Origin of the sequence: Nocardia halotolerans (genome assembly GCF_042650145.1) — a bacterium.
GTDB classification, from domain to species: domain Bacteria; phylum Actinomycetota; class Actinomycetes; order Mycobacteriales; family Mycobacteriaceae; genus Nocardia; species Nocardia halotolerans.
Window position 1 is genome coordinate 38,356 of record NZ_JBHSDL010000045.1, and the last position, 21,617, is coordinate 59,972.

Here is a 21,617-nt window from a genome sequence, read left to right on the forward strand (position 1 = left end):
GATTGCTGCCGTGTCACTGGGTGTCCGCACACGTATGGAACGCCCATACTGGGGCCATGCCGGAAGGTGTTGCTGTAGACGACGCGCCGATGAGCAAGTCCAAGATCAACATCGTCTTCGCGACGGTCGTGCTCGGCATGCTGATGGCCGCACTGGACCAGACCATCGTCTCGGCGGCGCTGCCCTCGATCGTCGCCGACCTGGGCGGTGCGGGGCACATGGCCTGGGTGGTCACCTCCTACCTGCTCGCCGAGGCCGTCGCCACCGTGCTCGCGGGCAAACTCGGTGACCTGTTCGGGCGCAAACTGCTGTTCCAGCTCAGCGGCGCCATCTTCATCGTCGGATCGGCCCTGGCCGGGGTGGCCAACGGCATGGTCATGCTGATCGTGGCCCGCGGTATCCAGGGCATCGGCGCGGGCGGGCTGATGGTCACCTCGATGGCGCTGATCGCCGACACCATTCCGCTGCGTGAACGCGGCAAGTACCAGGGCGCGCTCGGCGCGGTCTTCGGTGTGACCACGGTGGTCGGACCCACACTCGGCGGCCTGTTCACCGACCACGCGAGCTGGCGGTGGTGCTTCTACGTGAATGTGCCGTTGGCGATCATCATGGTGGTGATGGCCGCGCGCACCTTGCCGCAACTGCGCACGGTGTCGCGCCCGATCATCGACTACCTCGGTATCGGCCTGATCGCCATCGGCGTCTCGGCGCTGATCCTCGGGCTCGAGTTCGGCGGCAACGAATTCGCGTGGGTCTCCTGGCAGATCTTGGGATTGTTCCTGCTCGCCGCCGTGCTGATCGTGGCCTTCGTCCGGGTGGAGCAGCGGGCGAAGGAACCGATGCTGCCGATGCGGCTGTTCAGCAGCCGCGTGTTCACGGTGTCGTCGGTGCTCAGTTTCATCGTCGGTTTCGCCATGCTCGGCTCGATGACCTACCTGCCGGCCTACCTGCAATATGTCGACGGCACCTCGGCGACAGTGTCGGGTGTGCGGACCCTGCCGCTGGTCGTCGGGCTGTTCGTCACCTCGATCTTCTCCGGGCAGGTGGTCGGGCGCACCGGCAAGTACCGGTATTTCCCGGTGGTCGGCATGGCGGTGATGGCGGTGGGCCTGGCGCTGATGTCGACGATGAACCGCACCACGAGCGCGTGGCTGGAATCGCTGTACATGCTCGTCCTCGGTGCCGGACTCGGCTTGTCGATGCAGGTGCTCACCATCGTGGTGCAGAACACCGTGCCCTACGCCGACCTGGGCACCGCCACCTCGGGTGTCACCTTCTTCCGCACCCTGGGCAGCGCCTTCGGTACCGCGGTCTTCGGCACCCTGTACAGCAACGCGAGCGAATCCGCGCTGGCCCGCGCACTGCGCGAGGTGCCGGGCGTCTCGCCCGAGACGGTGTCGAACCCGAAGTTGCTGCGCGAACTGCCCGCCGAGCAGGCCGGGCCCATCGTCGACGCCTACGCGCAGTCGATCGACCACGTGTTCCGCTGGGTGGTTCCGGTGGCGCTGGTCGGTTTCGTGGTGGCCTGGTTCCTGCCGCAGGTGCGGTTGCACGACAGCGCCCGCCACGGTGCGGCTGACGTGGGTGAGGGGTTCGCGGTGCCCGACTCGCACGACCGGGTGGTGCAGTTGGAGCGTTCGGTCGCCGCGACGGTGCGCAAGGCGAGGGCGCGCGGGCCGATCATCGGCGAACTCATCGCGGCCTCGGGCAGCACCCTGAGCCCGGACATGGCTTGGGCGCTCGGCCAGGTGTATCTCTACGGCAAACAGGGGATGGAAGCCACCGCGTACGGCATCGCCTACCGCCATCGGCTCCCGGTGGAGGTGCTGGTCCCGATCTTCCGCCGCGGCGTCGACGACGGACTGCTGCGCAACGAAGCGGGCACCCTCACCCTGACCGAAGCCGGTGCCGCCGAGGTCGACGAGCTGCGGGCGGGCTGGCGCCGCTGGCTCGGTGCTCGCCTCGACGACTGGAACAGCGAAGACCCCACCGACCGCGCCCTGCTCGACGAGGCCCTGTCGAAGATCGCCGCCAGATTGCTCGACGAGGGCGCCGATAGCGACCGGGTATCGAAGATCGAGACGGCTTGACAGACCTTGCCGTTGAGGAACGGGGTGAGCTACCGGAGCTCGGCGTCGGGCTCGGCCGTCGCCGGCAGTTCGCGCACCGGGTGCAGACGGGCGAACAGCGTGACGCACACCGTCAACCACAGCAAACCGATGGTCCAGCCCGCGAGGACGTCGGTCGCCCAGTGCACTCCCAGGTAGATGCGCGACAAGCCGACGGTGATCGGGAAGGCGATGGCCACCGCGACGGCCGCCACCCGGAGCCAGTGGTTACGCAGTCGCGGGATCAGCACGATCGCCACGATCCCGACGACCGCCGTCGAACCCAGAGAGTGTCCCGACGGATACGACAGGCTGAGTTCGGTGACCAGGCGGGACTCCATCGGCGGGCGGTGGCGGCCGATGACGCGTTTGATCACCCAGATCAGTGCCCACGCGCCGAGCGAGGTGACCCCGACGAGGGCGGCGACGGGCAGGTTGCGTTGCGACAGGAACCAGCACCCGGTGAGCACGGCGAGAATCGCCATTGCCACGGTGCCGCCCAGATCGGTGATCACCCGGGCGATCCCGGTCAACGGTTCGCCCCGATGGTCGATCATCCAGTCGAGCACCCGCAGGTCGAGCCCGGTGCCGCTCATGTCGCCGTGCACCGCCCAGGTGAGGACACCGAACAGGGCGGCGGCGGTGACCACGAGCGCCGCGGCCAGCGGAACGCGGCGGGCGAGGCCGGACCAGGCGACCTGAGTAGGTGGGAGTCGTCGGTAGTCGGTCGGCATAACCACCAGGTTGCCAGCCGGCGGGTCAGGCTTCGAAGACCACTGCGTTTCCGGCCACATCGCGGGTACCCGCGACCTTCTTGATCGCCTTCACCAGGTCGGCGACGCACTCCCAGGTGTGCGGGGGTTCGGCTTCGATGTTGCCGATGGTGTACCAGCGTTCGGTTCCGCGATAGCGCACGAGACCTTTGCCCGAATCGTCGAGCATCACGTCGAGGTCGCCCGACACCGTCCCTTCCTCTTCGGTCATGACGGCGCAGTGGGCGGTGATCTCGATGATCTCGGCGGGGTCGCTTATTTGAACTCTCCTCGGCGGAGGCAGTCGTCGACTGCGGTGCGCAACGCGGTGTGCTCGGCGGTATCAACGGTCAACGAGTACTTTATCTTGACCTTCACGTAGTGCTCCACATAGGCGCACCGGAAATTGCCGGGTGGCAGGTAGCTCGCCGGGTCCTGGTCGCCCTTGGACCGGTTGGCCGACGGGTCGGACGCGATCAGGTTGAGTGCGTCGTTGGCGATGCGGCGGCGGGTGTCCTCGTCGCGGTCGGCGGCACCGGAACGCCACGCTTCGGCCAGGGCCACGATGTGTTCGGCGTCGACCTTGGAGGGGTCGGTGATGAACTTGTACGGCCCGAGCTCACCGGTCTTCTTGTCGACGAACCCGTAGTGGTCCTGCCAGCCCGCCCCGGCGGGGACCGTCAGGTCGCAGGTCTTGGGGTCGAGGGTCACCTTGCCGGTGGCGTCGCGCAGCATCATCACGTCGCGGCTGGTGCATTTGGGGTAGTTGGTCAGATCGCCGGTGAAGCCGTGTTCGGGCTTGTTGGTGTCCCAGTGCGGGAACTCGTCGCGGTCGTAACCCGTCATCGGGCCTTCCTTGGCGACGACGAGGGTGGCGACCAGATCGCTGATCTCCTTGCCCGACACCGAGGCGGCACCGGCCGAGCCGGGGCCCGGTACGGTCGGATTCACCTTGTCCAGCAAGGTGTTCGCGAGGGTGACCGCGAGAGCGAAGACCATCGCCGCCGCGAGTGCGAGCAGTGCGCGCCCCAGCCGAGAGCCACTGATCGAGGACCACTTCATGCCCGTACCACCCATATGCCTTCGTGAAAAATGAACCGGCACAACCTAACGGCAGCGACGGACCGACCACAACACCGCCGAATCAGCGCGGCTCGATAGCGTTGTTCTATCGGTGGAGGTGACCGCCGCGAGGACGTGCCGTCCCCATGGTGACACAGAACACCGCGCCGGACTCAGTCGGGCAGCGAGCCCGTCTCGGGTGGGATCCCGGTGTCCAGGAATCGGATCAGCCGGGCGATGCGCGCGGCGTGGTCCACGCAACGCTGGAATTGACTGCCCAGCAACGCCAGATCGATCGCGGCGCCGGTGTCGACCCCGGCTTCCGGGGCGGTGAGTACGCCGCTCAACTGCTTGCACAGTTCGTCCATGGCGGTGGCGTCGGAGCCGTCGTCTTCGACGAAACGTCCGGTGGCCACCGAGGTGCCCACGCGCGCAACGCATTCGGCGGCGAGGGTGCCCATCGACACCAGTGCCGCGATCACCGGGTCCGGCGCCACCGCCTGCGGATGCGCCCGATACACGTACTGGCCGGCGGTTTCGGTGCGCCGGCCGATCCGGGACAATTCACCGGCAACCTGGATGGCGGTCACCACATGGCGCAGATCGCGGGCGACCGGCGCCTGTAGTGCCAGCAGCGCCATCGTGCGCGACTCGCAGGCGGCGAACATCTGCTGTAGCTGCTCATCGAGCGCGAACACCTCGTAGGTGGCCGTCAGGTCGGCGCCGGCCAGTGCCGTGGTGATGCGCTCGGTCGCGTCATGAGCCAGGCGTGACATCAGGGTGAGGTCGTTGGACAGAGCCAAGAGCTCGAGGGTGAACTGGGTCCGCACGCGCTGAATTGTTCCCCATCGGGGCGCTGTGAGTGAATCCATCGGCGTATCCGGGACCCGGACAGGGCGGGGCAGTGCCGCGGAGCTGGAACTATGTAAACCATGATCGCCAAATTGACGACCAGATGGACCCTCTATGTGCCCTTGATCGCGCTGCTGTTGCTGGCGGCCACCTGGGGGCGGGAGCTGCCCGGGGCAGTGGTGGCGCTGGTGACCGCCGCGTTGGTCGGTGCGGTGCTGTCGGCGGTCTATCACGCCGAGGTGGTGGCGCACCGGGTCGGTGAACCCTATGGCGCGCTGATCCTGGCGGTGTCGGTCACCGTGATCGAAGTGGCGCTGATCGTGACGATGATGATCTCCGGTGGCGAAAAATCGGCGTCGCTGGCCCGCGACACCGTGTTCGCCGCGGTGATGATCACCTGCAACGGCATCTTCGGTCTGGTGTTGCTGGTCGGCGCGCTGCGCAGGCGGGTGGCGGTGTTCAATTCCGAAGGCACCGGCGCCGCGCTGGCCACGGTCGCCACGCTGGCCACCTTGAGTCTGGTGCTGCCGACGTTCACCACCAGCAAGCCGGGCCCGGAGTTCTCGCCGCCGCAGCTCGCCTTCGCCGCGGTCGCCTCGCTGGCGCTCTACGGGCTGTTCGTGATGGTGCAGACGGTGCGCCATCCCGACGACTTCCTGCCGGTGGAGGTCGACGGTGCGGGGGAGTACCTCGTTGACCCGCACGCGCACGACGAGCCGCCGACGAACCGGGCGGCGCTGGTCAGCCTCGGCATGCTGCTGGTCGCGCTGGGCTGCGTGGTCGGCCTGGCGAAAGGGGTCTCGCCCGCGCTGGAGTCGGCGGTGGCCTCGGCCGGGTTGCCGCAGTCGGCGGTCGGTGTGGTGATCGCGATGCTGGTGCTGCTGCCCGAGACCTTGGCCGCGGTGAAGTACGCGCGCCGCAATCAGGTGCAGATCGGCCTGAATCTGGCGCTGGGTTCGGCGATGGCCAGCATCGGCCTGACCATCCCGGTGATCGCGATCGCCATGATCTGGCTGAGTGGTCCGCTGATGCTGGGCTTGGGCGCCACCCAGATGGTGCTGCTCGCGATCACGGTGGTGGTCGGCACGTTGACCATCGTTCCCGGGCGCGCCACTCTGCTGCACGGTGGCGTCCACCTGGCGTTGTTCGCCGCGTTTGTGTTCCTGGCCGCAAGCCCGTAGCTGGAGTGTTTCGGATCACACATGGTGGTGCTCTGTCATGGAAATGACGGAAAAGCGACGAGGGTCACCACCCAGAAATTTTGTTGTGACGCAGAGTACCGGCTAGCTTGCTGGAGTTGGCACCGACGCCGAAGCCAGAGAGTGCGGTATGAAATTCACCATGCCCCGCGCTTCACGAGCGGGCCGGAGGCATCCCTGATGTCCACCGATCTGCATTCCGCGAAGCCGGATTCCGCCACCCAGATCGTCCGCAAGAACTTCACCGACACCGTGGTGTCGTCGTTGCGGACCTTCGGGCGGGCGGTCGACCTCGCCCAGGCGTCGGTCAGCGGCACTGTCGCCGATGTCGCCCGCGGCCACTTCCAATGGCGCGAGACCCTGATCCAAGCCTGGCGCCTGATCACCGTCACCGCGATCCCCGCGATCCTGATGGCCATCCCGTTCGGCGTGATCGTCTCGGTCCAGGTGGGCAACCTGATCCACAGCCTCGGCGCCGACTCCATGCTCGGCGCCACCGGCGGACTCGGCGTGATCAAACAGGGCGCCCCGATCGCCACCGGCTTCCTGCTCGGTGGCGCGGGCGCCGCGGCCATCGCCGCCGACCTGGGCGCGCGCACCATCCGCGAGGAGATCGACGCGCTCAACACCATGGGCATCAACCCGGTGCACCGGCTCGTGATCCCGCGCATGATGGCGATGCTCATCGTCGCCCCGATGCTCAACGTGCTGATCATCTTCGTCGGCGTACTGGCCGGCTACGCGGTTGCCGTGGCGGGCCAGGGCGTCACCCCGGGCAGTTACTGGTCGACGTTCGGTTCCTTCGCCACCGCAGGCGACGTGTGGGTCTCGCTGCTCAAGGCCCTCATCTTCGGCTTCCTCGTGGTGGTCATCTCGTGCCAGCGCGGGCTCGAGGCCAAAGGCGGCCCGCGTGGTGTCGCCGACGCGGTGAACGCCGCGGTGGTGCTCTCGGTGGTCTCGATCGCGATCGTGAACCTGCTCGCCACCCAGATCAGCGCCATGTTCATTCCGACGAAGTTGGCCTGATGTCTGCCTCTTCCTATATCCCCACCTCGCTGCACTGGGTGCGCACACCCGCGCGCATCGGCAAACGGATCGTCACCGCCGGTGAATCGCTCGGCTTCGTGGCGGTGTTCGTGTGGCAGGTGCTGTCCTCGGTGCCGCTCACGCTGCGCCGCTACCGCGACGAGACGCTGCGCGCGGTCACCGACATGACCTGGGGCCGCGGGTCGATCATCGTCGGCGGCGGCACCGTGCCGATGATGATCGTGCTCGGACTGGTCATGGGCGCCTCGGTGGGCGTCGAATCCTTCGTCACCCTCGACATGCTCGGCATGGGCCCGGTCACCGGCGTGATCTCGGCCTACGCCACCACCCGCGAGCTGGCCCCGATCGCGGCGGCCATCGGCTTCGCCGCGCAGGCGGGTTGCCGCATCACCGCCGAGATCGGTTCGATGCGCATCTCCGAGGAGATCGACGCGATCGAAGCGCTCGGCCTGCGTTCGGTGCCGTTCGTGGTGACCACTCGCGTGATCGCGGGCGCCATCGCCATCGTGCCGACCTTCCTGATCGCGCTGATCCTGTCCTACGGTGCCTGCCGCGGGCTGCTCACCATGGTCTACGGGCAGTCGGCCGGGGTGTACGACCACTACTTCTTCCAGTTCATCTCCGGGTTCGACATGATCGCCGCGGTGATCAAGGTGGCCGTGTTCGGCACGGTGGTGATCCTGGTGCACAGCTACTTCGGGTTCTTCGCCACCGGCGGGCCCGAGGGCGTCGGCATCGCCTCCGGGCGTGCGGTCCGCGCCAGCTCGGTGGCCATCGTCGCCATCGACATGGTGCTGTCGATCATGCTCTGGGGCTTCAACTCGGCGATCAGTTTTACGGGGTGAGCTAGTGCCGAACTATGGAATGCCGGGCGTCGCGGCCGATCGGCGCACCTCACGGCTGACCGGCGTGATCATCCTCGGATTGATCGCGGTGGTGGTGTGCGTGAGCGTCGCCTACAGCAACCTGCGCACCGAAGAGGGGCTGCGCATCGGATTGCACACCGAACACCTCGGTGACGGCATCGAAGCGGGCAGCCAGGTGCGCATCGACGGTGTCACCGTCGGCGAGGTCGCCGAAGTCACCCCCGGTGCGCGCGGCACCCAGCAGATCGCGCTGCTGCTCGACGAGCACCGGCTGCACGGCATCGACGACAGCCTGGCCGTCGACTACGCCCCGACCAACCTGTTCGGCATCGCCGAACTGGAACTGCGCCGCGGCACCGGCGGTGCCCCGCTGCGCGAAGGCACGGTGCTGGATCTGACCGGCCCGGCGGCCGACCGCGTCTACGACGCCACGATGAGCGCGATCCTGCGCAGCCTGTCGCAGGTGGGCATGACGGTGACCAGCCCGCAGATGGCGACCGTGATCTCGCAGCTGGCCGCCGACTTCAAGGCGTTCACCCCGCTGGTGCAGGCCCTGATCACCGTCGCCAAGACCATCGCCGACAACCAGGACGTGCCCCCGTCGGAACTGTTCGGCAAGCTCGGTCCCGCCTTCGACGGCGGCGGCCAGTTCGCCGGCGCCACCATGCAGGTGATCAACAATCTCAGCGAGATCAAGGTGACCCAGGTCGACAAGGACCGTTACGACATCGGGGTCGGCGTGATCGGCGGCGACATCCTGCCCGCCCTGACCACCACGTTGAACACCGCGGGCGGACACTTCGCCGAGACCACCGACATGCTGGCGCCGATGCTGTTCGCCCTGGCCCAGATGTCGCCCAACCCCCGCCAGACCGGCGCCGAGCTCACCGCCCTGTTGCAGAACTTGCGCGGCGCCATGCCCGACAGCCCCGACGGTCCCGTGCTCAACCTCGATGTCGAGCTCAGCGGGGTGCCCGCGATCGCGGTTCCGCTGTTCGGAAAGGCCGGTGCGTGATGAAGATTCGCGGTGTCGCTCTGCGACTCGGCGTGTTCACCCTGGTGATGGTCACCGTGCTGGGGTTCGTGTTCACCCTGATCAAGCGACCGGTCTCGGGTGACACCCACGCCCACGACGTGCTCTTCACCGACGCCAACGGCCTCAAGGTCGGCAACGACGTGCGGATGTTCGGTGTGCAGGTGGGCAAGGTCGAAAAGATCGGCCTCGAAGGCGACAAGGCCGAGGTCGCGATCACCGTCAAGACCGACACCCCGCTCTACGACAACTCCACGCTGGCCATCCGCTACCAGAACCTCACCGGGCAGCGCTATATCGATCTGCAGCAGGCGCCGAACCCGGGCACCCGGATCGAGCCCGGCGCCCGGATCGGCGCGGACATGACCGTGCCGTCCTTCGACGTGACCAGCCTGTTCAGTGGTCTGAAGCCGGTGCTGGCGACACTGTCGCCCGAGTCGATCAACCAGTTCACCGCCAGCATGCTCGCGGTGATCGAGGGTGACGGCAGCGGCCTGGGCCCGGCGCTGACCGCGATCGACGAACTCGCCGACTACGCCGACAACCGGCAGCAGGTGATCAGCACGCTGATCCGCAACCTGTCGGCCCTGTCCGAGCGCCACGGCGGCAAGGTCGGTCACCTGTTGCCACTGCTGGCGCGGCTCACCGACATCTTCGAAGCGATGCAGCGCAATATCGGTGGTGTCGCCGACTTCGCGATGAGCGCGCCGTCGGTGCTCGCACCGGTGGACCGGCTGCTGGCCTCGCTCGGCCTGGTCTCCGGTGGCAGCGCCGAGGTCGACGCGCTGATCCGCGGCCTGTTCCCGAACCCGCAGGAGGCGGTCGAGGTGTTCGGGCGCCTGCCCGGACTGCTGGCCACCGTCGACGCCTCGCTCGCGCGCGGCTTCACCGACTTCACGCCGCACTGCAGCAACGGCGCCGCCGAGGTGCCCGCGCCGCTGCAGGTGCTGATCGCCGGACAGAAGGTCACCGTATGCAACCGCTGAAGAAGCTGACCGGGATCTTCGCCGGTGATCGGCCGATCCTGGACGAAGCCGGAAAGCGTGCCCGCGAACTGCGGATGGGCGTCATCGGCCTGACCGCGGTGTTGCTGTTCATCATCGCCGCGGGCGTGGTGTACGTGGTGCCGCTGGGCAAACACACCTACACCGCCGAACTCAGCGAGGCGCAGTCGGTGCGCGAGGGCGACGACGTGCGCCTGGCCGGGATCTCGGTCGGCAGCGTCACCTCGCTGGAACTGCGGCCCGACAAGGTGCTCATGCGGTTCACCGTGGACAACGAGGTGTTCGTCGGCGACAAGACCTCCCTCGATGTCCGCATGCTCACCGTGGTCGGTGGCCACTATGTGGCGCTGTACCCGGCCGGTTCGGCCCCGCTGGGCGACCAGCCGATCCCGGCCGACCGAATCCGCTTGCCGTACAGCCTGATCGAGACATTCCAGGACGCCACCGCACCGCTGGCCGCCGTCGACGGCGACACCGTGCGCCAGAATCTGGCCGCGGCGAACACCGCGCTGGAGAACTCTCCGGAAGCGTTGCGCGGCACGCTCGACACGGTCGGCAAGTACGTCGACATGCTCGATCGTCAGCGCTCCCAGGTGTCGAAATCCATCGCGATCCTCGATGAATACATCTCCATGTACGACGGCGCCAAGTCCGATCTGGGCCGGCTGATGGACAACGTGAACCTGCTCGAAGACGTGCTGCTGAGCAGGCAGGCCGAGGCGGCCGAAGCGGTCCGGTTGCTGGTCTCGGTGGTCAACCGCTTGGCGGGTCTGGCTCCGAGCTGGGACTCCACCCTGAAACCGCAGGCCCAGGCCCTGGCCGAGGCCCTGCCGCGACTGCAGGAACTCAGTGGCCGGTTCGAACCCGTCATCGGAACCGTCCACGACCTGCAGACCAGGCTGACCCAGCTGGTGACCCCGGCCGACGGTGTCGTGGTCGACCAGTCCGACGCCCGCGTGTGCGTACCGCTGCCCGGGAAGGCGTGCTGATGCTGAAACGACTGCTCGGATCCCAGGCGTTCATGTCGATCGCCGGGGTCGCGGTACTCACCGCCCTGGTCACCGGCGGCTACTTCATCGCCTTCGAGCCGCTGAAGAAGACCCAATCCTATTGCGCGCTCATGCCCGACGCGATCGGCCTCTACCCGGGCAACCACGTCACGATGCGCGGCATCGACGTGGGCGAGGTGACCGCGGTGCGCAACGAGGGCCCCAAGGTGCGCGTCGAGTTCGAGGTCGACGCCCAGTACCCGGTCTACGCCGACGCTTCGGCGACCACCGTCGCGTATTCGGTTGCCGCCGACCGCAATCTGGCCGTGCTCGCCACCGGCGAGGACACCCGCGTGCTCGAGGGCGGTTGCATCACCAAAACCCTGACGCCCAAGAGCATCACCGAAACGCTCACCGCGCTGGCGAGCCTGTCCGAGCAGCTCTCGGGCGACGCCGCCGGTCAGCCCAGTGCCCTGGTCGACGGTCTCGCCTCACTCGACCGCGCCACCGCGGGCACCGGCCCCACGATCAACGAGCTGATCACCAAGCTCGGGTCGGCGATGAACAAACCCGACGCCGACATCGGTCATCTCGCCGGGCTCTTCGACGCGTTCGCCTCGGTGTCGAACCGTGTCGCCGCCAACTGGGGCGACCTGCAGACGATGCTCGTGCGACTGGCGCCACTGCTCAACATGGCCTCCGAGGATCTGCTCGGCCCGGCCACCTCGCTGTTCGACGGTCTGCGCGAACTGCTGCCGATGCTCAACGACCTCACCACCATCCTGGGCGACCCACTGATCGGTGCCCTCGACGGTGCGGTGCCGCTGGTGAAGATGTTGCGCGCCAACGTGGGATCGCTGCGCGAGATCGTGCTGATGATGCCCGCGCTCACCTCGGCGTTCCAGAGCGCCGCCGGCGGCACCGCCATCACCTATGCCGCGCCGAAGGTGGCGCTGCCCGCGGGCGAGGCCGACCAGGTGTGTGCCGCGGTGAACGCGGTGATCCCGGGGCAGTGCCCCGACCCCGCGCAGGGATTGACCGATGTGAACCTCGTGCAGGTCGTGCTGGGAATGGCAGGAGCCCGATGAACGCGCAGCGACGAAAGACCTTGCGGCACGGTGTGCTCGCGCTCGTGCTCGCCGCCGGTCTCGCGGTCGGCGGATGTGGTTTCGATCCCGCGGAGGTACCGGTGCCCGGTTCCACGGTGAGCGGGTCGACCTATCGCGTGCAGATCGAGTTCGCCAGCGCGCTGAACCTGCCGTCGAAGTCGAAGGTGATCGCCAACGGCGCCGAGATCGGCACCGTCGACGCGGTGCGGGTGGTCCAGCCCGCCGACGCGCCGCCCGGTCGCGGCGGGTACGTCGTGGTGGAGGCCGACATCCTCGACACCGTGGCCCTGCCCACCCACAGCATCGCCGAACTGCGCCAGGACACCATCCTCGGTGACATCCACGTCGCGCTCACCACCCCGAAGGACGGCTTCGGTGACCTGCTGCGCGACGGCGGCACCATCCCCATCGAACGCACCAAACCCCCGGTGCAGCTGGAAGACACGATGGCCACCATGGCCCTGTTCGTGCAGGGCGGGGCGATCGGCCAGCTGCAGGACATGATCGGGCGGGTGAACTCGGTGATGCCGCAGGACCCGAAGGAGACCGCGCGCATCTCGGCGGTCATGGGTGCCGACGCCGCCGACCTGGCCGCCAACCTGGACCAGGTGGACCTGCTGGTCAACGGCCTGTCCGCCAATGCCGAGATCATGCACAACATCGAGGACGAACTGACCGCCATCCTCACCCCCGAGGCCGTGCGCGCGCTGGCGGGGACCCAGGACTCGATCGCCAAGACCATGGTGATCTTCGACCAGCTCGGCCCCCTCGGTGACTCGCTGACCTGGTTGGCGCCGATCGCGAACGCCGGCGACGCGGCCGCGACCGCGTTCCTGCCGCTGGCCGGCGGTTCGGCCGACCTGCGTTCGCCCACCAACATGGCGCTGCTCACCGCCCTGCTGCGCGACAAGATCATTCCCTTCGCCGAGCAGGGACCCAAGGTGAACCTCAGCAGCGTGCGGGTCTCCGAACAGGACCAGCTGGCGCAGATCGTCACCGCGCTGCGGATGATCGGAATGGTGCGATGAAGATCGGAACCCTGGCCTCGCTCGGCGGCATCGCCGCGATCACCGTGCTCGGCGCGACCTACCTGACCTTCGGGGTGGTGCGCATCGACCCGCTGGCCGACTACACCGACGCCTCGATCGCGGTGCCCAACTCCGGCGGACTCAGTGTCGGTTCGCCGATCCTGTTGACCGGCATCGAAATCGGTGAGGTCACCGCCGTCGACACCGCCGCCACGGGCGGGGTGGAGGTCGGCTTCCGGGTGGCGGCCGAACACCGGGTGCCGATGAGCAGCATCGTCACCATCGAACACCTGTCGGCCCTGGGTGAACCGTACGTGCAGTTCGTACCGCCCAGCGCGGACGGGCCGTATCTGACCGACGGGCAACGCCTGGCCGGGGAGAACGTGCGCACCCCGATGTCGATCCCCGAGGTGGCGCGGCTGGTCACCAAAACCGTCGAACAGCTCGATCCCGCGGTCGTCGACTCCCTCGTCGGCACGCTGGGCACGGCCATGACCGGCACCGAGAACGTCATCCCGGAACTGGCCAGGGCCGGTGACCTGCTCGCGGCGGCCATCATGAGCCGCGCGCCCGCGATCGCCGAACTGCAGAACAACTTCGAGTACGTCTCCGGCGATATCGCCTGGGCCGGGCCGGCCACCACTGCCGCCGCGCCGGCCTTCGTGCGCCTGAGCCAGGTGATCGACCAGTTCGTCGAGTCGGTCGGACGGGTCAGCGCCGAGGGCGGCGACCCGGAGATGTATCTGCGTGAAGGCGGCCTCGTCCCGTTCCTCACCGAACTCACGGCCAGGTTGGACGAGCTCGGTCCGGAACTCTCGGCCCTGCTGCCCGGCCTGCGCCCGCTCACCGAGGCGGTCACCGCCACCGGCCCACAGCTGGATCTGAGCACCCTGATCTCACAGGCCCTGCACAACACCGACGCCGACGCGATCAAGGTCCGGGTCGCGATCAAGTAAACATCCGGCAACCACTGTGTATAGGTATTCGCCCTGCGCAGTGGTAGCCCGCTCGAGCCGGGTCCGTTGTGAGCAACCGTGCGGTAGCCTCGCGGAACGAGGGAGTCCAGGTCCGCGGCGAAGGCGGTGCGATGGCAGAGAGCAGCGAGGGCCCCGAGGAACAGGCCCGCAGCAGTACTCGCATGATCGCGATCGCGGCGGTGCTCGCCGCACTGCTCGCGCTGGTGGTCGCGCTGGGCCTGGTGCTGCGCGCCAACCAGGGTGACGACGACGAGGTGGACCAGATGGGTGCCAATGGCCTGTCGGTCGACGGTCAGCAGGTCAGCGCCACCGACGCGGAATTCGCCCCACCGTGGCCCGCCCGCCGCGTCGGCGGCAACTGTTCGGCCGGCGGCGTCGTCGCCCACTGGCAGGTCGACCCCGACGGAAGCTGGCAGTGCACCGTCACCACCCCCGACGCCGTGACACCACCCCCGCCGCCACCCCCACCCCCGGACCCCGCGCCGGTCCAAGCCCCGCCCCCGCCCTACGCACCACCCCCACCACCCCCGGTCGAACCCCCGCCCGCCTACGATCCGCCCCCACCTGCCTACGAACCCCCGCCTCCCGCCTACGAACCCCCACCTCCCGAACCGCAACCGGCCCCCGCTCCACCACCGCCCCAACCGCCACCACCCCCGCAAATACAACTCCCATTCCCGCTACCACCCATCCTGCTGCCACCCGCAGCCGCCGTACTCCCGTGACTGCCGCACTCCGGTGGCTGCCGCGCTTCCGTGACCGCCGACTCCCGCCTACTCCCGTGACCGCCGCACTCCCGTGACCGCCGCGCTCCGGTGGCTGCTGCACTCCGGTGACCGCCGCGCTCCGGTGGCTGCCGCGCTGCCGTGACCCCCGACTTCCGCCGACCCCGGTGGCTGCTGCGCTGCCGTGACTGCCGCACTCCGGTGGCTGCCGTGACTGCCGCACTCCGGTGGCTGCCGCGTTGCCGTGGCTGCCGACTCCCGCCGACCCCGGTGGTTGCTGCGCTGCCGTGACCGCCGACTCCCGTGGCAGCTGCGCTGCCGTGACTGCCGCCTGCTCCCGTGATCGCCGGGTTTCGGGACCGCTGCGCCGCACGGACTCTCGCGGTTGCGTGACCGGCGTAGTCTCGCCGCTGCCGTGCTCAGTTGGGGGTGGTGCCTTGCCCGAACGACGTGCATCCGTGACCGGCATGCTCCTGCGGCGTGTGCGCTGCGTTGAGTGCGGCGCTGCCGTGACTGTCGTCATCTCGTGACGGGCGGCGGGTCGCCCCGCTACGGCCTTCGCGGTCGGTGACACTGGGTTGCTATGGACCAGTTGGTGCTCACTCTGGTGATCCTGCTCGCGGCCGTGCTCGCCGAGCCGGTCGGTGCCCGGATCGGCGTGGCGCCGTCGATCCTGATGACCGTGTTCGGCTGTCTGCTCGCGGTGATCCCGGTGGTCCCCAGCTTGCGCATTCCGCCCGAATTGATCCTGCCGCTGGTCCTGCCGCCTTTGCTCTACGCCGCGGCCCGGCGTACCTCCTGGCGGCAGTTCGCGGAGAACTGGCAGGTCATCGCGTTGCGGGCGGTGGGTTTGGTGATCGTCACCGCCATCGCGGTCGCCGCGGTGTTCCACGCGTGGAGTCCGGCCACCGCCGTCGCCGCGGGGGTGGTTCTCGGCTCGCTGGTCGCCCCACCCGATCCGGTCGCGGCCACCTCGATGGCGGGTCGGCTCGGGTTGCCGCGGCGGCTGATCGTCACCCTCGGCGGCGAGGGATTGTTCAACGACGTCACCGCGATCGTCATCTACACCGTGGGGATCCAGGCGGTGGTCACCGGATTGTTCTCACCGTTGCACGCGCTGGGTGACTTCCTGATCGCGGCCGGTGTCGGCCTCGGTGTCGGCCTGCTGCTGGGTTGGCTCGGCACGGTGCTCACCCGATGTCTGCGCATAGCCACCTGCCAGGTCGCGCTGGGTCTGCTGTTGCCGTTCGCCGCCTACGCCATCGCCGAACACTGGCACGGCTCGGCGGTGCTCGCGGTGCTGGTGTGCGCGCTGTATCTCACCGACACCGTCACCGCGATCGGCAGTCGTGACTACCGCCTGGTCGCCGACTCGTTCTGGGACATCGCCGAAATGCTCATCACCGGTTTCGCGTTCGCCCTGATCGGTCTCGAATTGCGGGTGGTCATCGAGACGACCGGCCGCAACTGGCCCGCGCTGGCCGGCGTGACCGCCACCGTGATCGCGGTGGTCGTCGGTTTGCGGCTGGCTTGGTTGATGGTCACCTGGTTGCTGATCCGCCGCTGGGGTAGTGACGAGGAACCGTTCACCTGGCGCGAGGTTGTGGTCACCTGGTGGGCGGGCATGCGCGGGGTGGCCACGGTGGCCTTGGCGCTGGCGATCCCGTTCACGATCGACTCCGGCGCCGACTTCCCGCACCGCTCGGAAATCCTGTTCGTCGCCTTCGCGGTGGTGCTGTTCACCCTGCTCGTGCAGGGACCGACGCTGCCGCTGGTCGTCCGGATCACCGGCGTGCACGCCGACACCAAGCAGGAACGCGCCGTCGAACACGAACTGTGGCAGCGCGTCGTGCACGCCGAGCTGGCCGAACTGAAGCGGATCGCGGCCCGCGAGGGCTTGCCCGAAGACCTCTACGAGAAGGTCAAGGCCACCGTGCGTGACCTGTCCGCCAAGGCCGACCCCGAAGCCGCCGATGCCGACGCCAAGGCGACCCAGGACCGCGAACGCGCGCTGGCATCCCAGCTGCGCACGGTCCGTGTCGCGGTGACCGAAGCGGGCAGGCGCGAAGCCCAGGCCGCGCGCCGCGAACCCGGCGTCCCACCGGATGTGGTGGACCGGGTCACCCGCCGCCTCGACCTCGGCCCCACCCACTGATTCGCGGGCCGCGCAGCCCTGTCGACTCGCGTTCCGCGCACTGATTCGCGGGCCGCGGAGCCCTGTCGACTCGCGTTCCGCGCACTGATTCGCGGGCCGCGGAGCCCTGTCGACTCGCGTTCCGCGCACTGATTCGCGGGCCGCGCAGCCCTGTCGACTCGCGCTCCACCCGCCGACTCGCGCGCCGCGCAGCCCCCGCCGACTCGCGCTTCGGCCGGTGGATTGCCGTCGGGCTCGGTCATGAGCCCGCTCGGGTCAGTGCTCGGGTAGGTGCGCGGAGGCGGCGTCAGCCGGTCAGCGCATCGGTGAGCGAGCCGATCCCGTAGGTGATCGCCATCGCCAGTGCCCCGCCCGCCACCACACGCAGCACCGCGCGCACCCGCGAACCACCGCCCAGGCGCGCACTCACCGAACCCGTGATCGCCAAGGCCAGCAGCACCGCGGCGAAGGTCACCGGCACCCGCCACTGCTCGGGCGGCAGCACGATCGCCAACAGGGGGAGCAGCGCGCCGCAGGTGAACGCGACGGCCGAGGACAGCGCCGCGGCCCACGGATTGGTCAGTTCGCGCGGGTCGAGGCCGAGTTCGGCTTCGGCGTGCGCGGTGAAGGCGTCATGGGCGGTGAGTTCGGCGGCCACGGTGCGCGCGGTCGCGGGGCTGAGCCCCTTCGCCTCGTAGATCCCGGCCAGTTCGGCGAGTTCGAGATCGGGTTCCTCGGTCAGCTCACGCCGCTCTTTGGCCAGCAGTGCCCGCTCCGAATCCCGCTGCGTGCTCACCGAGACGTATTCGCCCGCGGCCATCGAGATCGCCCCGGCGACCAGTCCGGCCACGCCCGCGGCGAGGATCGTGTGCGTGTTGGCGGTGGTCGCCGCGACACCCACGACCAAACCGGCGGTGGAGACGATGCCGTCGTTCGCGCCGAGCACGCCCGCACGCAACCAGTTGAGCCGCGACGCGAAGCTCTCGGCGTGCGGTTCGTGTGGGTGGGCGGTCGGTGACGAGTCCTGCACCAGCTCAGCCTAATCGCGCACCGACCGCCCGTGGCCCAGCGCGTCCTCGCGCGCCGGTGCGCAGGGCTGGTTCACGAAAGCCTGGACATAACCGGCGGATTGACCCACATACATCGACGACCAGAACTTCCAGCCCGACTCGGCGGGCGCGGCCACCATGCTGATCTCGCCGTCGAAGCACTGGCCGAAGATGTAGCGGGCGCGGGAGACGCCCGGGGTGAACGTCACGACGATGATGTGCTGCCAGCCGTAAATCGCTGCGCGCCGCGCGATTTCGCGCGCCTCACCGTCGGTGGACCACGGGTCGGGTACGAAACAGGCGACACGGAGGGCGAATCGGCCGCCGCAGTACTTGTTCATCAGTGGATCGTCGGGTCCGGTGGAGATCAGCACTTCGGGTGCGTGGCCCTGTTCGGCGAGTTCGATTCCCAGGTCGAAGCGTTCGTACGGAGTGCCACCGAGCACCACGATCACGTCGGCCGGGCGCAACGGGTCGGTTTGCGGGTACACGAACACCGGCAGACCGGCCACAGCGGCAGCCGACACGGTGACCACTGCGCCGACGAGCAACCACCCCACACGCCGAAAGATCGCCACCGCCTCGACGATAACCGACCACCGCCCGCTGCCCGCACGTGCGCGCGGGCACTCACCCGGGGTTCCCGACGGGCCCCTTCTGTCCGCGCGTACGGGCAGGCACACTGGAGCCCATGACCGACACCGCCGTTGCCCCCGAACACCTCGACGTTGTCATCGTCGGCGCAGGATTGTCCGGCATCGGGGCCGCCTACCGGCTGCAGACCGAACACCCGCACCGCAGCTACGCCGTGCTCGAGGCCCGCGCCGACCTCGGCGGTACCTGGGACCTGTTCCGTTACCCGGGCATCCGCTCGGACTCGGACATGTTCACCCTCGGCTACCCGTTCAAACCGTGGCGCGCGGCCCGCTCCATCGCCGACGGCGCCTCGATCCTGGACTACATCCGTGAGACCGCCCGCGAGAACGGCATCGACGGCCACATCCGTTTCGGCTCGCGGGTGATCGGCGCCGACTGGTCATCGGCGCAGGCCCACTGGCGGCTCACCATCGCCCACGACGGCCCCGACGGCCCCGAACTGAGCACCCTGACGTGCGGTTTCCTCTACACGTGTGCCGGTTACTACGACTACCAGCAGCCGCATACCCCCGATTTCCCCGGCCGGGACGACTTCACCGGCACCGTGGTGCACCCGCAGTTCTGGCCCGCCGACCTCGATGTGCGCGACAAACGGATCGTGGTGATCGGCAGCGGCGCCACCGCGGTCACCCTGGTGCCCTCACTGGCCGCCGACGCCGAACACGTCACCATGCTGCAGCGCACCCCCACCTGGATCAGCGCCGTGCCCGGCCGCGACAAGCAGGCCGACAAGATCCGCGAGCTGCTGCCCGCCGGCCTCGCCCATCGGGTGATCCGCACCAAGAACATCCTGTTCAACATCGGTTTCTATCAGTACTGTCGTCGCCGCCCCGCCGCCGCGCGCGCCCTGCTCACCGGCCTCACCACCCGCATCCTCAAAGACGAGCGACTCGTCGCCGAGCACTTCACTCCCGACTACGACCCGTGGGATCAGCGCTTGTGCGCCGCTCCGGACGCCGACTTCTTCAAGGCGATGAAGAAGGGCAAGGCGTCGGTGGTCACCGACCGCATCGACACCTTCGTCCCCGAGGGCATCCGCCTGGCTTCCGGTCAGACCCTGTCGGCCGACATCGTGGTCACCGCCACCGGTTTGCGGCTGCTCGCCTTCGGCGGTATCGCGCCCTCGGTCGACGGCGCCCCCGTCGACCTGGCCGAACAGTTCGTCTGGCAGGGCGCGATGCTGACCGGCCTACCCAATTTCGCCATCTGCGTCGGTTACACCAATGCCTCCTGGACCTTGCGCGCCGACCTCACCTCGCGCCTGGTCTGCAAGGTGCTCTCGCATCTCGATCGCACCGGCTGCGCCGCTGTCGTGCCCGAACCCGGCACCGCATTGAAGGAACGCCCGTTGCTCGACCTCAATGCGGGCTACATCCTGCGTTCGATCGCCGCGTTCCCGCGTCAAGGCGACCGGCACCCGTGGCGGGTTCGGCAGAACTACCTGCTCGATGCCCTGATCACCCTGCGTACCGACCTCGGCAAGACCTTGCGCCCGGTACATCGCGTGCGCGAGTTCACCCGCAACGGGTGAGGCGGGCGACCCCGATCGGTTCCTACCGTTGACCTGTGCCGAGGTGGCACGTCCGTTGACCCGACGGGAAGGCCGATCGATGACGAACCAGAATCAGCACACCTTGCGCGACGGAATCGCGGCGGGCACCTCCATCGGCGCGGGGATCCTGTTGGCGGTGGTCGGTGCGCTGCAGATCCTGCAGGGCATTTCCGCGGTCGCCAACGACGACCTGATCGTGGTCGGACCCGAATACGCCTACCAGTTCGACCTGACCACCTGGGGTTGGTGGCACATCGTCCTGGGTGCGATCGCCGTGATCATCGCGATCGGGCTGCTGGCCGGGCAGACGTGGGGCCGGGTGGCGGCGATGGTGGTCGCCGGGCTGTCCATCATCGCGAACTTCCTGTGGCTGCCGTACTACCCGTGGTGGTCGATCCTGATCATCGTCATCGACATCGTGGTGATCTGGGCGGTGGCCACCTGGCGGCCGCAGAACGTCTGAGCGCTGTCCGAACCGCCGCTGCCCCGGTCCCGCCGACCGGGGCAGCGGCGTCTTTACCTAATGTCCGGTCACCGGTGCGGTTTCGGATGCCTCGAGCGTGCCGATCAGGTGCTGGGAGAGCCGCTCGCCGAGCACCGCCAGCTCCGATTTCTGCGTTTCGTCGAGACCGTCGAGTACCAGCCGGCGCGCCGCGACGAGGTAGTCCGGCGTCGCCTCGACCACCTTGGCCAGCCCGCTCGGGGTGAGCACGGCGTCGATCCCGCGCCCCGATCCCGCGGCCTCGCGCCTGGCCCAGCCCACCCGCTCCAGCTTCGACACCACATGGGACAGCCGGGAGATGGAACCGTGCCCGCGGGCGGCGAGCGTGCTCAACCGCATCCGGTGCTCGGGCGCCTCCTGCAGCAGCGCCAGTACCCGGTACTCGAAATGGGTCATGCCGAACTCGCGTTGCAGCCGGGAGTCCAGTGCGCTCGGCACCCGCATCGCGAGCGTCACCACCGCGTTCCAGGCACGACGTTCGACCGAGTCGAGACCCTTCGTCACCGTGGTTCCTCCACACTTTTGGTTTGCTCAACAATTGCTGAATGTCGGCAAACTGTATATCGGGGGCAGGGTGACGTCCATGTGTGCATGGTCATGTCGCCGGGTGATTGCACTGTCTCGGCCCGGTTCTGACTGGGCGCGTGATCAGTTGCGGAGCGGTCGCCAAGGTGTCAGCGTCGTCGGCCTGGCTGGTTCGCGTCGGCCCGCGCCCGTCTCGGTGGTCCCGAGAGGTAGCCGCGACCTGGGGAAACGTCGGTTCTTCCAGGCGATTTGACTTCGTGTTGGTCGGCACGTAACTTTATTCGAGTCAGAGCGACACGGACGCCGACCCGGACACACAGTGACCGGGACAACGAGGTAGGACGTTGAGCGCCTGACTGATCATGTGTTCAGGGTTACTTCATGCGGGATTTGCTTCCCGGTGGGGGCCTGAGCTACAGTTTGAACCCTTGCCCTTCCGAAGCCTGC

At 68.4% G+C, this 21,617-nt stretch carries 21 protein-coding genes; 14 read left to right on the top strand and 7 right to left on the bottom strand.

Annotated elements, in window-relative coordinates; all coding sequences use genetic code 11:
* Positions 1–56 precede the first annotated feature (56 nt).
* Positions 57–2,090 (top strand): MDR family MFS transporter, encoded by a 2,034-nt coding sequence (locus ACFO5K_RS27385; protein WP_378568855.1) that lies wholly within the window; start codon positions 57–59, stop codon positions 2,088–2,090.
* Positions 2,091–2,119: 29 nt separating this feature from the next.
* Here the strand turns inward: ACFO5K_RS27385 and ACFO5K_RS27390 are convergent, their stop codons facing one another.
* From ACFO5K_RS27390 to ACFO5K_RS27405, 4 genes are all read right to left on the bottom strand, one after another.
* Entirely contained in the window at positions 2,120–2,842 is a 723-nt protein-coding gene (locus tag ACFO5K_RS27390; protein WP_378568857.1) for a phosphatase PAP2 family protein, read from the bottom strand.
* A gap of 25 nt (positions 2,843–2,867) precedes the next feature.
* Positions 2,868–3,092, bottom strand: coding sequence for a hypothetical protein (locus ACFO5K_RS27395; RefSeq protein WP_378568859.1), 225 nt, complete (start codon positions 3,090–3,092; stop codon positions 2,868–2,870).
* Positions 3,093–3,136: 44 nt separating this feature from the next.
* A complete protein-coding gene (locus ACFO5K_RS27400) occupies positions 3,137–3,922 on the bottom strand; it encodes an HNH endonuclease family protein (protein WP_378568861.1) in 786 nt (261 codons plus the stop codon).
* Positions 3,923–4,095: 173 nt separating this feature from the next.
* Complete coding sequence (locus tag ACFO5K_RS27405; RefSeq protein WP_378568863.1) at positions 4,096–4,752, bottom strand: phosphate signaling complex PhoU family protein; 657 nt, start codon at positions 4,750–4,752, stop codon at positions 4,096–4,098.
* A gap of 102 nt (positions 4,753–4,854) precedes the next feature.
* Between ACFO5K_RS27405 and ACFO5K_RS27410 the strand changes: the two genes are divergently transcribed.
* The 11 genes from ACFO5K_RS27410 (at position 4,855) to ACFO5K_RS27460 (ending at position 16,906) form a co-directional block, all read left to right on the top strand.
* Positions 4,855–5,955: a calcium:proton antiporter gene (locus ACFO5K_RS27410; protein ID WP_378568865.1), complete on the top strand. Its 1,101-nt coding sequence runs from the start codon at positions 4,855–4,857 to the stop codon at positions 5,953–5,955.
* A 198-nt stretch (positions 5,956–6,153) separates the two neighbouring features.
* Positions 6,154–6,999 carry an MlaE family ABC transporter permease gene (locus ACFO5K_RS27415; RefSeq protein WP_378568867.1) on the top strand — a complete coding sequence of 282 codons (846 nt, stop codon included), beginning with the start codon at positions 6,154–6,156 and terminating at the stop codon, positions 6,997–6,999.
* Positions 6,999–7,865: an MlaE family ABC transporter permease gene (locus ACFO5K_RS27420; protein WP_378568869.1), complete on the top strand. Its 867-nt coding sequence runs from the start codon at positions 6,999–7,001 to the stop codon at positions 7,863–7,865. The genes ACFO5K_RS27415 and ACFO5K_RS27420 overlap by 1 nt, the downstream gene beginning before the upstream one ends.
* Positions 7,866–7,869: 4 nt before the next feature.
* Entirely contained in the window at positions 7,870–8,901 is a 1,032-nt protein-coding gene (locus ACFO5K_RS27425) for an MlaD family protein (RefSeq protein WP_378568871.1), read from the top strand.
* The gene (locus ACFO5K_RS27430; protein ID WP_378568873.1) at positions 8,901–9,905 is read left to right on the top strand and encodes an MlaD family protein; all 1,005 of its coding nucleotides are present in this window, start codon (positions 8,901–8,903) and stop codon (positions 9,903–9,905) included. The genes ACFO5K_RS27425 and ACFO5K_RS27430 overlap by 1 nt, the downstream gene beginning before the upstream one ends.
* A complete protein-coding gene (locus ACFO5K_RS27435) occupies positions 9,893–10,912 on the top strand; it encodes an MlaD family protein (RefSeq protein WP_378568875.1) in 1,020 nt (339 codons plus the stop codon). The genes ACFO5K_RS27430 and ACFO5K_RS27435 overlap by 13 nt, the downstream gene beginning before the upstream one ends.
* A complete protein-coding gene (locus ACFO5K_RS27440; protein WP_378568877.1) occupies positions 10,912–12,000 on the top strand; it encodes an MlaD family protein in 1,089 nt (362 codons plus the stop codon). Before ACFO5K_RS27435 ends, ACFO5K_RS27440 begins: the two co-directional genes overlap by 1 nt.
* Positions 11,997–13,049: an MlaD family protein gene (locus ACFO5K_RS27445; RefSeq protein ID WP_378568879.1), complete on the top strand. Its 1,053-nt coding sequence runs from the start codon at positions 11,997–11,999 to the stop codon at positions 13,047–13,049. Before ACFO5K_RS27440 ends, ACFO5K_RS27445 begins: the two co-directional genes overlap by 4 nt.
* Positions 13,046–14,005, top strand: a complete 960-nt coding sequence (locus tag ACFO5K_RS27450) for an MlaD family protein (protein ID WP_378568881.1) — start codon at positions 13,046–13,048, stop codon at positions 14,003–14,005. The genes ACFO5K_RS27445 and ACFO5K_RS27450 overlap by 4 nt, the downstream gene beginning before the upstream one ends.
* A gap of 131 nt (positions 14,006–14,136) precedes the next feature.
* Positions 14,137–14,751 carry a hypothetical protein gene (locus ACFO5K_RS27455; RefSeq protein WP_378568883.1) on the top strand — a complete coding sequence of 205 codons (615 nt, stop codon included), beginning with the start codon at positions 14,137–14,139 and terminating at the stop codon, positions 14,749–14,751.
* Between the two features lie 583 nt (positions 14,752–15,334).
* The gene (locus ACFO5K_RS27460) at positions 15,335–16,906 is read left to right on the top strand and encodes a Na+/H+ antiporter (RefSeq protein ID WP_378568885.1); all 1,572 of its coding nucleotides are present in this window, start codon (positions 15,335–15,337) and stop codon (positions 16,904–16,906) included.
* A gap of 286 nt (positions 16,907–17,192) precedes the next feature.
* Here ACFO5K_RS27460 and ACFO5K_RS27465 read toward each other — a convergent pair whose 3' ends face one another.
* Positions 17,193–17,915 carry a VIT1/CCC1 transporter family protein gene (locus ACFO5K_RS27465; RefSeq protein ID WP_378568887.1) on the bottom strand — a complete coding sequence of 241 codons (723 nt, stop codon included), beginning with the start codon at positions 17,913–17,915 and terminating at the stop codon, positions 17,193–17,195.
* A gap of 9 nt (positions 17,916–17,924) precedes the next feature.
* Positions 17,925–18,512, bottom strand: coding sequence for a YdcF family protein (locus ACFO5K_RS27470; RefSeq protein ID WP_378568889.1), 588 nt, complete (start codon positions 18,510–18,512; stop codon positions 17,925–17,927).
* 113 nt (positions 18,513–18,625) lie between these two features.
* On the opposite strand from ACFO5K_RS27470, the gene ACFO5K_RS27475 reads away from it, so the two are divergent.
* Both ACFO5K_RS27475 and ACFO5K_RS27480 read left to right on the top strand, forming a co-directional pair.
* Positions 18,626–20,122, top strand: coding sequence for a flavin-containing monooxygenase (locus ACFO5K_RS27475; protein WP_378568891.1), 1,497 nt, complete (start codon positions 18,626–18,628; stop codon positions 20,120–20,122).
* A 79-nt stretch (positions 20,123–20,201) separates the two neighbouring features.
* Entirely contained in the window at positions 20,202–20,606 is a 405-nt protein-coding gene (locus ACFO5K_RS27480) for a DUF7144 family membrane protein (RefSeq protein WP_378568893.1), read from the top strand.
* Between the two features lie 57 nt (positions 20,607–20,663).
* On the opposite strand, the gene ACFO5K_RS27485 is transcribed toward ACFO5K_RS27480, so the two are convergent.
* Positions 20,664–21,149: a MarR family winged helix-turn-helix transcriptional regulator gene (locus tag ACFO5K_RS27485; RefSeq protein WP_378568895.1), complete on the bottom strand. Its 486-nt coding sequence runs from the start codon at positions 21,147–21,149 to the stop codon at positions 20,664–20,666.
* Positions 21,150–21,617: the final 468 nt, after the last annotated feature.

Coding starts and splice junctions, on each gene's coding strand:
- ACFO5K_RS27385 (WP_378568855.1), top strand. CDS start 57: ATGCCGGAAGGTGTTGCTGTAGACGACGCGCCGATGAGCAAGTCCAAG.
- ACFO5K_RS27390 (WP_378568857.1), bottom strand. CDS start 2,842: ATGCCGACCGACTACCGACGACTCCCACCTACTCAGGTCGCCTGGTCC.
- ACFO5K_RS27395 (WP_378568859.1), bottom strand. CDS start 3,092: ATGACCGAAGAGGAAGGGACGGTGTCGGGCGACCTCGACGTGATGCTC.
- ACFO5K_RS27400 (WP_378568861.1), bottom strand. CDS start 3,922: ATGAAGTGGTCCTCGATCAGTGGCTCTCGGCTGGGGCGCGCACTGCTC.
- ACFO5K_RS27410 (WP_378568865.1), top strand. CDS start 4,855: ATGATCGCCAAATTGACGACCAGATGGACCCTCTATGTGCCCTTGATC.
- ACFO5K_RS27415 (WP_378568867.1), top strand. CDS start 6,154: ATGTCCACCGATCTGCATTCCGCGAAGCCGGATTCCGCCACCCAGATC.
- ACFO5K_RS27420 (WP_378568869.1), top strand. CDS start 6,999: ATGTCTGCCTCTTCCTATATCCCCACCTCGCTGCACTGGGTGCGCACA.
- ACFO5K_RS27430 (WP_378568873.1), top strand. CDS start 8,901: ATGAAGATTCGCGGTGTCGCTCTGCGACTCGGCGTGTTCACCCTGGTG.
- ACFO5K_RS27435 (WP_378568875.1), top strand. CDS start 9,893: ATGCAACCGCTGAAGAAGCTGACCGGGATCTTCGCCGGTGATCGGCCG.
- ACFO5K_RS27440 (WP_378568877.1), top strand. CDS start 10,912: ATGCTGAAACGACTGCTCGGATCCCAGGCGTTCATGTCGATCGCCGGG.
- ACFO5K_RS27445 (WP_378568879.1), top strand. CDS start 11,997: ATGAACGCGCAGCGACGAAAGACCTTGCGGCACGGTGTGCTCGCGCTC.
- ACFO5K_RS27450 (WP_378568881.1), top strand. CDS start 13,046: ATGAAGATCGGAACCCTGGCCTCGCTCGGCGGCATCGCCGCGATCACC.
- ACFO5K_RS27455 (WP_378568883.1), top strand. CDS start 14,137: ATGGCAGAGAGCAGCGAGGGCCCCGAGGAACAGGCCCGCAGCAGTACT.
- ACFO5K_RS27460 (WP_378568885.1), top strand. CDS start 15,335: ATGGACCAGTTGGTGCTCACTCTGGTGATCCTGCTCGCGGCCGTGCTC.
- ACFO5K_RS27475 (WP_378568891.1), top strand. CDS start 18,626: ATGACCGACACCGCCGTTGCCCCCGAACACCTCGACGTTGTCATCGTC.
- ACFO5K_RS27480 (WP_378568893.1), top strand. CDS start 20,202: ATGACGAACCAGAATCAGCACACCTTGCGCGACGGAATCGCGGCGGGC.